The organism is Paucibacter sp. B51 (assembly GCF_027863535.1).
GTDB lineage: Bacteria > Pseudomonadota > Gammaproteobacteria > Burkholderiales > Burkholderiaceae_C > Paucibacter_A > Paucibacter_A aquatilis.
This window is the reverse complement of record NZ_JAPIVN010000001.1, coordinates 1,126,652-1,139,235: the sequence shown is the minus strand read 5'-3', so window position 1 is coordinate 1,139,235 and position 12,584 is coordinate 1,126,652. Positions and strand designations below refer to the sequence as shown.

The 12,584-nt window shown below is 68.8% G+C and carries 10 protein-coding genes; 5 read left to right on the top strand and 5 right to left on the bottom strand.

Annotated features, from left to right (window positions below):
* Positions 1-10: 10 nt before the first annotated feature.
* Positions 11-2,098 (bottom strand): aminotransferase class V-fold PLP-dependent enzyme, encoded by a 2,088-nt coding sequence (locus tag OOB33_RS04835; protein ID WP_271007876.1) that lies wholly within the window; start codon positions 2,096-2,098, stop codon positions 11-13.
* Between the two features lie 284 nt (positions 2,099-2,382).
* Here OOB33_RS04835 and OOB33_RS04830 point away from each other — a divergent pair, with 284 nt between their 5' ends.
* On the top strand, positions 2,383-3,030 hold the full coding sequence (locus OOB33_RS04830; RefSeq protein WP_271007875.1) for a DUF2087 domain-containing protein: 648 nt from the start codon (positions 2,383-2,385) through the stop codon (positions 3,028-3,030).
* On the opposite strand, the gene map is transcribed toward OOB33_RS04830, so the two are convergent.
* Together map and OOB33_RS04820 are read right to left on the bottom strand one after the other, a co-directional pair.
* Positions 3,012-3,806 carry a type I methionyl aminopeptidase gene (map, locus tag OOB33_RS04825; protein ID WP_263561698.1) on the bottom strand — a complete coding sequence of 265 codons (795 nt, stop codon included), beginning with the start codon at positions 3,804-3,806 and terminating at the stop codon, positions 3,012-3,014. The genes OOB33_RS04830 and map overlap by 19 nt on opposite strands.
* On the bottom strand, positions 3,803-4,090 hold the full coding sequence (locus OOB33_RS04820; RefSeq protein ID WP_271007874.1) for a ParD-like family protein: 288 nt from the start codon (positions 4,088-4,090) through the stop codon (positions 3,803-3,805). The genes map and OOB33_RS04820 overlap by 4 nt, the downstream gene beginning before the upstream one ends.
* A 125-nt stretch (positions 4,091-4,215) precedes the next feature.
* Here OOB33_RS04820 and asd point away from each other — a divergent pair, with 125 nt between their 5' ends.
* Together asd and OOB33_RS04810 are read left to right on the top strand one after the other, a co-directional pair.
* The gene (gene asd / locus OOB33_RS04815) at positions 4,216-5,076 is read left to right on the top strand and encodes an archaetidylserine decarboxylase (RefSeq protein ID WP_271010015.1); all 861 of its coding nucleotides are present in this window, start codon (positions 4,216-4,218) and stop codon (positions 5,074-5,076) included.
* A gap of 193 nt (positions 5,077-5,269) precedes the next feature.
* Complete coding sequence (locus OOB33_RS04810; protein ID WP_271007873.1) at positions 5,270-6,469, top strand: hypothetical protein; 1,200 nt, start codon at positions 5,270-5,272, stop codon at positions 6,467-6,469.
* On the opposite strand, the gene OOB33_RS04805 is transcribed toward OOB33_RS04810, so the two are convergent.
* On the bottom strand, positions 6,450-7,448 hold the full coding sequence (locus OOB33_RS04805; protein WP_271007872.1) for a LysR family transcriptional regulator: 999 nt from the start codon (positions 7,446-7,448) through the stop codon (positions 6,450-6,452). The genes OOB33_RS04810 and OOB33_RS04805 overlap by 20 nt on opposite strands.
* Positions 7,449-7,702: 254 nt before the next feature.
* Between OOB33_RS04805 and OOB33_RS04800 the strand changes: the two genes are divergently transcribed.
* On the top strand, positions 7,703-8,725 hold the full coding sequence (locus OOB33_RS04800) for an aldo/keto reductase (protein WP_271007871.1): 1,023 nt from the start codon (positions 7,703-7,705) through the stop codon (positions 8,723-8,725).
* Between the two features lie 35 nt (positions 8,726-8,760).
* On the opposite strand, the gene OOB33_RS04795 is transcribed toward OOB33_RS04800, so the two are convergent.
* Positions 8,761-11,028: a putative bifunctional diguanylate cyclase/phosphodiesterase gene (locus tag OOB33_RS04795; protein WP_271007870.1), complete on the bottom strand. Its 2,268-nt coding sequence runs from the start codon at positions 11,026-11,028 to the stop codon at positions 8,761-8,763.
* A 155-nt stretch (positions 11,029-11,183) separates the two neighbouring features.
* Between OOB33_RS04795 and trpS the strand changes: the two genes are divergently transcribed.
* A complete protein-coding gene (gene trpS, locus OOB33_RS04790; protein WP_271007869.1) occupies positions 11,184-12,578 on the top strand; it encodes a tryptophan--tRNA ligase in 1,395 nt (464 codons plus the stop codon).
* The last annotated feature ends 6 nt before the right edge of the window (positions 12,579-12,584 follow it).

Below are 12,584 nucleotides of genomic sequence, written 5' to 3'. Positions count from 1 at the left end.
AGCCCCGTCCTCAGACCAGCAGAGCCGGGTCGGCCGCCGCGGCGCGTACGGGCGCGTCGGGCAAGAGGGCCAGGCCGCCGCTGAGCGTCCAGGCCTGGCTGTGGCCGAGGCGGGCCAGGGCCTGCGCCGCCTGGCGGCTGCGGTTACCACTGCGGCAGAAGAACAGCAAGGGGCGCTGCTCGGCCAGCCAGCCGGGAATGGCATTGAGAAAGCGGGACAAGGGCATGGCCTGCAAAGCCACTCCGGCCAGCTCGGGCGTCTGGCTCAGAAACTGCTCGTAGGGCTCGCGCACATCGATCAGCAGCGCATCCGGATGGGCGTCGACAAACTGCTGCAGCTGCGTGCCCGAGAGCTGCAGCAGCGGCGCCGCCACGGCCTCACCGCGCTCCAGGGCCACGTTGCTGGCCAGCAGCTGGGCTTCGTCGCTGGGCGGTGCGATCAGGGTCTGAGCACCGATCTGCTCGCCCAAGGCCTGGGCGTGCTGCGGCGCCACAAAGGCCAGACAGCAGGCTTGTCCCTGCCCACCTTCGCTGAGCAGCAAGGCCTGACCCCCGCCTTCCAGCAACTGCCGGCGCAAGCGCTTGGCGCCCAACTCCAGCTCCGTCTGCGTCAAGGGCCAGCCCAGCGCATCGACCTCCGCCGATGCGGCGAGCAGATCGGGCAGCTCGGCCGCCAGCAGGGCCCGTGCCTCGCCGTGGGCCGCGGCGCCATCGCTGCTGAGCACGGCGGTGACCGGGTAGTTCTGGCAGCGCAGCACCTGGGCCAGGCGGCTGACCTGCTCGGGCTGCGGGTCGATCAGCACGCAGCGCTGCACGGCCGCATCGGCCAGCACATAGCAGCAGGCACCTTCCAGCATGAAGCGGCTGACGCCCTGGCCGACCGTCGGCAGGTTGTCGCTCGGGCTCATGCAGTTGCGGCGCAGCGACTCACCGCAGGCCTCGATGCGGGCACAGGCTTCGGTGATGAAGGCCTCATCCACGGCTGGGCCGATGGACAGGCGCACGGCACCGGCAGCTTGCCAATCGGGCAGGCCCATGGCCTGCAGCACAAAGCTCGGCGCGGCCTTGGCCGCACTGCAGGCCGAACCGCCGCTGACGCGCACATCGGCCGCGTCGAACAGGTCCTGCAGCAGGCGCGAGCTCAGGCCCGGCACCGAGAAATTGAGGGTGGTGGGCAGGCTCTGCACCAGCGGCGCGTTGTAGACCAGGCCAGGGAAGGCCTGCTCCAGCGCAGCCGCCAGGCGGGTGCGGAAACCGCTCATCTCGGCATGGCTGCGGAAGGTCTTGCCCTCCTTGTCTTCCTTGTCTTCCAAAGCTTCCAGCACCGCACCCAGGGCGGCGATGCCGGACATGTTCTCGGTGCCCGAACGCAGCGCCCCCTCCTGGCCGCCGCCAGCCATCAGCGGCGTGAAGGGCGCACCGGCGCGCACGTAGAGCAGGCCAATGCCCTTGGGCGCATAGAGCTTGTGGCCGGAGAAAGGCGCGTAATCGATGCGGCTCTGGCTCAGGCGCAGCACCAGCTTGCCCAGGGCCTGCACGCCATCCACCATCCAGAACGCGCTGCTGCCGCTGGCATTGAGGGCGGCTTCGATGCCGGTCAGATCGCTGATGACGCCGGTTTCGTTGTTGGCGGCCATGGTGCAGACCAGGCCGGCCTCGGGCGCCTCACGCTGCAAGAACTCCAGATCATGGCGGCCCTGCGTGTCCACCGGGATGGCGCGGATCGCCAGGTTCAGGCCCAGCACGGCGTTCCAGTGCTTGAGCGCCTCGGGCACAGCCTTGTGCTCGGTGGCTCCGTAGAGCAGCTGGCTGCCGATGGCCTGACCGGCTTCGCGGCGCGCGCGCAGGGCGTGCAGGGCGGACAGCACGGCCGTCTGGATGCCTTCGGTCGCGCCGCTGACAAAGAGCAGCTGGCCGGCGCCGGTGTCCAGCAGGCGCTGAGCGCGGGCACGCACGCCATCGATCAGGGCACGAGCCTTGAGGCCGGTGCTGTGCACGCTGCTGGGGTTGCCGTAGTCCTCCACCATGGCCTGGATGGCCGCCGCCTTGGCCTGCGGCAACACGGGCGTGGTGGCATTGGCGTCGAGATAGATTTCCATGGCGAAGAACTGGCTGGGCAGGCAAAACAGGCGCGTGGCGCGAAGCCGCCATGGTACCCGGCCGCCTGCGCCACACCTATACTGCGGCCCCGGGTCGGCAGCACACCCAGGCCTTGCCGCGCGGCATCCCCGCGAGCTAAACCTGCCATTGGCACCAGAAGCACAGACCCAGGCCGTGATCATCCTCACCCCTGCGTGCGCTCGTCTGGAAGTCGGCAAGCACCAGCACTGTTCAGCCTGAAGCCGAGCAGCTCATGCGCGCGCGCTGTGGAGACTTTCACGCCATGACCCGTCTTGCCATTCCTTTCCATGCCGAGGACCTCTCGGCCCTGGCCAAATCCCTGCGCCAACAGCTGGACAGCCATCTGGCCAGCACGCCGCAGGCACCCTCACACCTGAGCCTGCTCAATATGCTGGCGCGCGCCGCCGGCCATCGCAATTTGCAGGCCTTGCGTGCGCAGGCCAGCTTGAAGCCGGCAGCCAGCTCGGTGCAGCCCATGCCATCGGCGCCGATCGCACCGGCACGCGGCCCACGCCATCCGGGCCTGAGCGAGCTGGCCGACCGCGCGCTGCGCCAGTTCGACGAGCAAGGGCGCCTGGCCCGCTGGCCCAGCCGGCATCAGGTCCAGCGCCTGGCCATCTGGGGTTTGTGGCTGCATTTCGACAGCCGCCGCATCTACACCGAGGGCGAGGTCAACGCCTTGCTCCAGGCCCAGCACTGCTTTGGTGACCACTGCACCCTGCGCCGCGAACTGGTGGACATGAAGTTGCTGAGCCGCGAAGACGGCGGGCGCCGCTACCAGCGCCAGAACCCGCAGCCCAGCGAAGAACTACTGCCCCTGCTGCAGGAACTGCGCCGCCGGCACCGGCTCCATGCGGGCCGGCGCAGCCCGCCCGCGGAGGCGGCAGACGCTCAGGCAATCGCTGGGTAGTCGCCCGTGCCCTCGGGCCAGGCGGTCAGCAGATCGAAGCCGGTCTCGGTGACCAGCACCATATGCTCCCACTGCGCCGAGAGCGAGCGGTCTTGCGTGACCACGGTCCAGCCGTCCGAGAGCTCTTTCACGCCGCGCTTGCCGGCGTTGATCATGGGCTCGATGGTGAAGATCATGCCGGCCTGCAGCGTCAAGCCCTCGCCGGGCTTGCCGAAGTGGTTGACGTGAGGCTGGTCGTGATAGATGTCGCCGATGCCATGGCCGCCATACTCGCGCACCACGCTGTAGCCGGCCTGATGGGCCACGCTCTGGATGGCGTGGCCGATATCGCCCAGGGTGGCGCCGGGCCGCACCTTGCGGATGCCGGCACGCAGGGCTTCATAGGTCACCTGCACCAGGCGGCGCGCGGCCGGCTTGGGGTGGCCGACGAAATACATGCGGCTGGTGTCGCCGAACCAGCCGTCCTTGATCAGGGCCACGTCGAGATTGACGATGTCGCCCTCTTTGAGGATCTTGGTCGGCGAAGGGATGCCGTGGCAGACCACCTCGTTGACCGAGCTGCACAGGGTCTTGGGGTAGCCGTGATAGCCGATATTGGCCGGGGTGACACCGAGCTCATCGACGATGTACTCGCGGCAGATGCGGTCCAGCTCGTCGGTGCTGACGCCTGGCTGAACATGGGGCGTGATCATCTGCAACACCTGGGCGGCCAGTCGGCCCGACTCGCGCGCCTTGGCAATCTCTTCCGCCGTGCGGATCTTGACGCGGCCGTTCATTGCATGCCCTTGCTGTGATGACCGGCCGATCGTGCCCCGCGAGGCGCGGCCGCCGGTGCTGCCTCCAACTGGCCGGCGGCGGCGCTGGCCAGGTCCAGGCCACCGGCCTGCTCGGCGCGGATCAGCAGACGGCAGATCTCGCGGTGGTCGAGGTCCGGGTAGAGCTCGGACAGCAGGCCGATGCGCATCCAATGCTCGGCCTGGGCGTTGATGGAGCGCGACAAAGCCTGGCTGGCAATGCGCAGGCTCTCATGCATCGGATCTGAAATTTTGACGATTCCCATGCCGACATTTTATGCGAAACGTATACGTTTTGTATAGACCGGCACACCCAGTTGCCACCCGCTTCGCAGCAGACCCGCTCGCTACAATCGGCCGCCTTTCTTTCTCACCGGAATCCTTGATGGCCCTGTCCGAACGCCACGCCGTGCTGCTGCAACACCTGCTGCCCAAGCAGGCACTGACACGCTTTGCCGGCTGGGTCGCCGGCGCACGCATGGGCGGGCTGACCACGGCCATCATCCGGCGCTTCGTGGCCCGCTACCAAGTCAATATGGCCGAGGCGGCCAACCCCGACATCGCCGCCTACCCGAGCTTCAACGAGTTCTTCACCCGGGCGCTCAAGCCCGGCGCCCGCCCCCTGGCCGACGCCCCCCTGATCTGCCCGGTGGACGGCGCGATCAGCCAGTTCGGCCGCATCCGCGGCGAGCAGATCTTCCAAGCCAAGGGCCATAATTTCAGCTGCACCGCCCTGGTCGGCGGCGACGCCAGCCTGGCCGCCCAGTTCCGCGACGGCCACTTCGCCAACATCTACCTCAGCCCCAAGGACTACCACCGCATCCACATGCCCTGCGACGGTCGCCTGACGCGCATGATCCACGTGCCCGGTGATCTGTTCTCGGTCAACCCAGTCACAGCCCGCGGCGTGCCGGGCCTGTTCGCCCGCAACGAACGCGTGGTCTGCGTCTTCGAAGGCGAACAAGGGCCCTGGGTGATGGTGCTGGTCGGCGCCACCATCGTCGGCAGCATGGCCACCAGCTGGCACGGCGTGGTCAACCCGCCGCGCCCGGGCACCGTGCGCGAATGGAGTTATGCCCCTGGCCAGGTCAGCCTCAAGAAAGGCGATGAACTGGGCCGTTTCCTGCTCGGCTCCACCGTGGTGATGCTGTTCCCCGCCAGCCAGGGCCTGCAGTTCAACACGACCTGGCAAGGCGAAAGCCTGGGCCAGCGCGGCAGCGCGGTGCGGCTGGGTGAGGTGATGGCGCGCTGAGGCTGCGACACACCGGTGCTCCCCCCCTCAAACCGGGGGAGTTTGTGCGCAACACGCAGGGATAGCACCGAGCGACGCACAAGCTGGGCGTGCTGAGAATCGCGGCCATCGCCAATTCAACTCTGGCGTGGGCAGCGCCCCCATCCACCCGCAGCAATTCGTCGGTCCGGTCGCTGATCTGCGCCTGCTGCTCATGACCACACTGCTTTCGGCTCGCCCCTCCAGCGCCCTGTCGCGCCTGCGTCGCGCCCTGCCCTTGATCACCTTGCTGGCCCTCGGTGCCGGCCTGCTCTGCAGCGGCCAGGCTCAGGCGCAGAGCTACCAGGTTCAGTCCCTCAGCCAGAACGGCGCCTTCACCTATGCGCTGAACGCACGCGGCCAGGTCAGCGGCAGCCTGTTGGACAACAACGGCATCTACCAGGCCTTCCTCACCGGCCCCAATGGCCAAAGCTTGGTGGCCATGACCCAGCTGCCGGGTGACGCCACCGGCAACGCGATCAACTTCTCAGGCCAGATCGCTGGAGAAGTGATCACCGGCATGAATCCGAGCCGGGTTGAAGCCTTCGTGACCGACGCCCAAGGTCAGAACGCCCGCCTGCTCGGCGGCATCGGCGGCAATGTGACGACAGCCCGCGGCATCAATGACAGCGGCACCGTGATCGGCATGGGCCGCGACGGCAGCGGCAGCACCAAGTTCCAGGCCTTGCGCTGGCAGGCCAACAGCACCGAAGCAGAGCGCCTGCTCACCCTGGGCGGCAACACCAGCAGTGCCCAAGCCATCAACGGCAGCGGCCTGATCGTCGGCAACTCAGGCCTCAGCGATGGCAGCGTCCATGCCGTGATCTGGGGCCTGAACGGCGCCACCATCACCGATCTGGGAACCCTGGGTGGCTTCAGCAGCTCGGCCCTGGCCCTCAATCAGATCGCCCAGGTGGCGGGCACCTCGCGCGTGGCCGATGGCAGCCTGCATGCCTTCATCACCGGTGCCGGCGCCCAGGGCATGAGCGACCTCGGTACCTTGGGCTGGGTGCACAGCCAGGCCAGCGTCATCAACAACACGGGCATCGTGGCCGGCAATCTGTTCAACGGCACCGATGGCGCCTCGTACATCGCAGGCCACGCCTTCATCACCGGCGCCAACGGCCAGGGCATGGTGGACCTGAACAGCCTGGTCAACGTGGGCGAAGGCCTGTACCTGAACGATGTCTGGGGCTTGAACGATGCCGGCCAACTGCTGGTCAGCGACCAGAATGGCCTGGGCTATCTGCTCACGCCCGTGCCCGAAGCCGCCAGTTCGGCCATGCTGCTGGCCGGCCTGCTGATGCTGGCCCTGCTGGCACGCCAGCGCCGTGGCGACACCCGGGCAAGGTCCCTCAAGTCAATGCAGGCTTGAGCGGCGCGGGCCACGCGAGTGGCGGCGTCTGGATGAGCTCGATCAAGGCGCGCAAGGCCGGGCTGGTCTGAAGCCGGCCCGGGTAGTAGAGCGCGAAGCCGGTGCCCGGCGGGCACCAGCCGGCCAGCAGTTCGATCAGCTGGGCGTTGTGCAGCAAGGGTGCAGCTGCCAGTTCGTAGACATAAGCCACACCGGCCCCGTCCAGCGCCGCTTGCAGGGCCACGGCCTGGTCGTCGACGGTCAGCGGGCCCGGCACGTCGAGATCGGTCGTCAGGCCCGCTCGCGCGCAAGCAGGGCCAGCGCAGCGACAGCCGGCCGCATGTTCAAGAAAACTCCAGCGGAACAGTGCGCCACTGGCGAAGCGCTGGCGCACGCAGGGCAGGGCGAGCAGGTCCTGCGGCTGCTGCGGTGCCGGGTGGCGTTGCAAGAACTCAGGTGAGGCCACCGCGATGAAACGCTGCGCACCCCCGAGTGGCACCGCCACCATGTCGGCCGGCAAACGCTCGGCAAATCGCACGCCGGCATCAAAGCCCTGCTCGACGATGTCGACCAGGCCATCCTGGGTGCAGAGCTCCACCTGCACCTGCGGGTGGGCTGCGACATAACGCGCCAACAAAGGGGTCATCAAGAGCCGCGCCGCGCTGCGCGGCACGCTGAGGCGCAGGCTGCCGGACACCCGCCCGCTCAGCTGCACCACGCTGTCCAGTGCCCGCTCCAGGCTGCGCATGGCGGGCAGGGCGCCGGCCAGCAGGCGCTCGCCGGCCGCCGTCAACGCCACGCTGCGGGTGCTGCGGTTGAGCAAGGCCACGCCCAGCTGGGCCTCCAAGCGACGCATGGCCTGGCTGACAGCCGAGGGCGAAAGACCCAGCTGCCGGGCCGCGCGGCGGTAGCTGCGCGCCTCGGCCACGGCGGCAAAGACACGCAGGGTTTGGAGTTCGGTTTCGCGAGGGAAGCTCTGCATCAATCGGGGCGAGTCCATGTGGTGCGGATCGGGGTGGGCTGCAAGGCGCAGTTTGAAGCCAATAGCCCTGGCTATTGGCGAGAAGTGCAACACCGCAGGCCGCCCGAGACCGCGCTCTCAGGGGCCGGGCCGATGGATGAAGAGCTTCCCCAAACACCGCGCGATTGTGAAGCAGGGCTGCACAGCCCGTGCGGCCGGCGGCGGCTTGTGAAGGCCGGGGCCGGCCGCCACCATGCAGACCTCGATCCACCGCCCACCGGGAGCTCCACCGCATGAACAGCCATTCCACAACGCCCTTGCAGCGCCGCCTGGCCGGCCGCGACATCCCCGCCATCGGCCTCGGCCTGATGGGCATGAGCGAGTTTTACGGCGCCGTCGACGACGCCGAGTCGCTGGCCACCCTGCATGCCGCCCGAGAGCTCGGCGTGCGCCACCTCGATACCGCCGACACCTACGGCTCCGGCCACAACGAGCACCTGCTCGGCCGATTCCTGGCCGAGCTGAGCCCGGCGCAGCGGGCGGAGATGCTGGTGGCCAGCAAGTTCGGCATCAAACGCCCACCGGGCACCTACGAGCGCCACATCGACAACTCCGCCGCCTACGCCCGCGCCGCCTGCGAGGCCTCGCTGCAGCGCCTGGGACTGGAGCGCATCGAGCTGTTCTATGTGCACCGCCGCGACCCGGCCGTGCCGATCGAAGAGCTGATGCTGACCCTGGCCGACCTCAAGGCCGAGGGCAGGATCGGCGCCGTGGGCCTGTCCGAGGTCAGCGAAGAGACGCTGCGCCGCGCCCATGCGGTGCTGCCGGTGGCGGCGTTGCAGAACGAATACTCGCTCTGGGAACGCAGCGCCGAGCAGGCCATGCTGGCCGTGACCGCCGAGCTGGGCGTGGCCTTTGTCGCCTACAGCCCGCTGGGCCGCGCCTTGCTCAGCGCCCAGCTGCCGGCCACGCAAGACCTGGCCCCCGATGACTTCCGCCGTGCCCTGCCGCGCTTCAACGGCGAAGCCGGTGAGCACAACCGCCAGCTGGCCGAGCGCCTGGCCGCCCTGGCGGCCGACTGGGGCCACAGCGCCGCCCAGCTGGCCCTGGCCTGGGTGCTGCACCAGCAACCTCACACCCTGGTCATCCCCGGCACGCGGCGGCAGAAGCACCTGCTCAGCAACTGGACCGCCGGCCAGATCCATCTGGACCCGGCCCAGGTTGACACGCTGAACCGCCTCTTCGCGCCGGGCAGCGTGGCCGGTTCGCGCTACACGGAACTCGGCTGGGTGGGCATCGAGTCGGCGCGCGGCTGAACGGCGCGCTTCACTTACTTCTTTCTATCTATCTTTCAAGCCAAGCTGCGCCCCAGCAGCTCGCCCGCCGCCACGGCCCCGAGCGGCCGGCTGAGGTGATAACCCTGCAGCTGCGTGCAACCGAGCTCGCGGGCCGCCTGGGCCTGCTGCTCGTTTTCCACGCCCTCGGCCACCACCTCCAGGCTCAACGAGCGGCCGAGCGCGCACGTGGCCTTGACGATGGCGCTGGCCTGGGGCTCGGGCAGGGGGTCGATCATGCTGCGGTCCAGCTTCATGGTGCTGATGGGCAGCTGGCGCAGCATGGTCAGCGAGCTTTGGCCGGTGCCGAAGTCGTCCATGCTGCACAGCACGCCGGCCTTGCGCAGGCGCTGCAGCTGGGGCAACACGCGGCCCAGGTGGCCGATGGCGGCGGTTTCGGTGATCTCGATCTCCAGGCTCTGGTGCGGCAGGCCCAGCTCGTCCAGACGAGCCAGCAGGCGGTCAGCAAAGCCGATGTCGTCGAACTGCAGGGGCGAGACATTGACGGCCACCGGCACCAGCAGGCCCCAGCGGTCCAGCCAGTCGCGCAGCTGCTGGGTGGCGGTGTCGATGATGAGCTGGCCCAGGGCGCTGATCTGGCCGGTGCGCTCGGCGGCGGGCACGAAATCGGCCGGGCTGACCCGGCCCAGGCCCGGGCGCTCCCAGCGCACCAGGGCCTCGAAGCCGCAGAGCTTGCGGCTGTCGGCGCGGAACTTGGGCTGGTACTCGAGCAGGAACTCGCGCTCGACAATGGCCCGGCCCAGCGATTGCTCGGCCTCCAGCCGCGCCCGCGAACGCACATTCATGCGCGGCTCAAAGAACTCGCAGGCGCTGCCCGCGCGCTGCTTGGCGCGGTGCATGGCCGAATCGGCGGCGCGCAGCAGGCTGTCCACATCCTCGCCGTCCTCGGGGAAGCGGGCCACGCCCATGGACAGATGCACGAACAAGGCCTCACCGTCCACCTCGAAGGGCTGCTCGAGCAACTGCAGGATCTGGTCCAGCACCGGCTGCACCTCGCGGCGCTCGGCCACCTCCTCCAGCAGCACCAGGAACTGGTCCTCGCCCAGGCGCATCAGCATGGCCTGCACCGGCAGCTGGCGGCACAGGCGGCGCGCCACCGCGTGCAGCAAGGCGTCGCCGACGGCATGGCCCAGGCTCTCGTTGATCAGCTGGAAGCGGTCGACATCGGCCGAGATCAGCGCGAAGGGCGCCCCGCCGGTGCGCGTCAGCTCGCGCAGGCGGGCAACGGCAAAGTTGCGGTTGGGCAGATCGGTCAGCTCGTCGTGCAGGGCCTGGCGGCGCAGGGCGTCGACGGCGCGCTGGCGCGAGCTGTCATCGACCATCACCAGCAGCTCGGCCGGCGCGCCATCCCACTCCAGATGGCTGGACAGACCGCGCACATGGATGAGCTGGCCCTCGCGGGTGAGCCGGGTGGCCTCCCATTCGATGCGGGCCTGCGGATCGGCCAGCACCCGGGCATGGCGCTCGCGGGCGCTGGCCTGCTGCTCCATGGGCACCAGCTCGGACAGCACCTCCACCGGCCGCTGCAGCAGCACCGCTGCCTCGCCCGGCTGATAGCCGAACATGCTCATGGCCGCCGGGTTGGCATAGACGGCGCGGTGGTCCTGCAGCACCACCAGGCCCTGCAGGGAATGCTGGGTCAGCTGGGTGAAGCGCTCGTTCTGGCGCCGCGTCTCGGCATGGGCGCGGGCCACCGACAGCAGGATCAGGCCCAGCGACAAGGTGGTCTGCACAAACAGGCCCAGGGTGTGGGTGATGTTCGAGCGGCCCAGCGGATGCAGCATGGGGCTGCTGCCATGAACCAGGCCCACGGCCACGAAGCAGAGCGCAACAAAGCGCTCGCCGGCATTGCCGCCCTGGCCCATCCACCAGGCGCAGGCCCAGGAACCGGTCACCAGATAGACCGTCGCCAGCAGCACGGCATGGCGATGGTCCACGCGCGCCAGCGAGGCCACGCTGACCATCATCAGCACGAAGGCCGGAAGCCAGAACTTGCGCGGCCAGCTGAGGTTGCGGTAGACCCGGGCCCCCGCCACCAGCAACATCAGCGAGCCCATGATGCTGCAGGAGGCGGCCAGGGCCTGGAGATCGTCCTGCCAGGTCAGCGATTGCTCGGGCGCCAGGGCGATGCCCAGGGTCAGGCCGGTGGACAGCAGAATCCAGCTGTAGCCCCAGAGCCGCACATGCACGAAACGCGGGTCCTGCCGCCACAGCAGCAGCAACGCGATGCCCAGCATCGCGTTCAACCCGGATCCGATCAGCATCAGCGAAGTCATGAGAGACAGGCATTCGACCCCCGGGCAAGACAGGGGCGGCTGTGGCGACACGAGCCCCGATGCTAGCTTGCAGTGACAATAAGCGCTCAAGACCTTGCGAGGGCCTGTTGCCCTGGCTGCTCACCGACATCTCCGCACACACCATGACCCAGCGCGTCCTGACCGGCATCACCACCACCGGCACCCTGCACCTCGGCAACTACGTCGGCGCCATCCGCCCGGCCATCGCCGCCAGCCGCGAGGCTGGGGTGGAGAGCTTTTTCTTCATGGCGGATTACCACGCCCTGATCAAATGCGACGAGCCCGAGCGCATCAACCGCTCGCGCCTGGAGATTGCCGCCGTCTGGCTGGCCGCCGGCCTGGACACCTCGCGCGTCACCTTCTACCGCCAGAGCGACATCCCCGAGATCCCCGAGCTGACCTGGCTGCTGACCTGCATCACCTCCAAGGGTCAGATGAACCGCGCCCATGCCTACAAGGCCGCGGTGGATGCCAATGTGGCGGCCGGCGAAGACCCGGACGCCGGCATCACCATGGGCCTGTACAGCTACCCCATCCTGATGGCGGCCGACATCCTGATCTTCAACGCCCACCGCGTGCCGGTCGGCAAGGACCAGGTGCAGCACATCGAGATGGCGCGCGATGTGGCGCAGCGCTTCAACCACCAATTCGGCAAGCGACGCCCCCACGCCGACGCACAGCGCCGGCTGCCCCCCGAGGGGGTGTCTGATCAGGCTTGGGGCGGCCCTGCGCCTGATCAGAGCGAGGAGTTCTTCGTCCTGCCCGAGGCCAATGTCGAGGAAGACGTGGCCCTCTTGCCCGGCCTGGACGGCCGCAAGATGAGCAAGAGCTATGACAACAGCATCCCGCTGTTCGAAGGCGGCAGCAAAGGCCTGAAGGACGCGATCGCCCGCATCGTCACCGACAGCCGCCTACCCGGCGAACCCAAGGAACCCGAAGGCCAGGCCCTGGTGACGATTTACGACGCCTTCGCCACACCGCAGCAGCGCGCCGATTTCCGCGCCGCCCTGCGCGCCGGCCTGGCCTGGGGCGAGGCCAAGCAGCAGCTGTTCGAGCTGATCGAGGCCGAGATCGCCCCCATGCGTGCACGCTACGAGGCCTTGATGGCCCACCCCGAGCGCATCGAGGAGATCCTGCAGCAAGGTGCCGAAAAGGCCCGCACCATCGCCGGCCCGCTGCTGGCCCGCGCCCGCGAGGCCGTGGGCCTGCGCCGCTTCAATGCCGTGGCCGCGCAGGTGGTGGACACGGCCAAGGCCGCCAAGGCGGCCCTGCCGGTGTTCAAGCAATACCGCGAGGCCGACGGCCAGTTCTACTTCAAGCTGGTCAGCGCCGAGGGTCAGGTCTTGCTGCAAAGCGCCGCCTTCGCCGGCGGCCGCGATGCCGGCCAGTGGGTGGCACGGCTCAAGCGTGAAGGCGCCGCGGCCCTGGCCGAAGCCCCGGTGCAGCGTGGCGAGGGTGTGGATGAGGCGGCACTGAGCGCCGCCCTGCTGGCCCTGCAGGCGGCCGACGCGGCCTGACCCTGC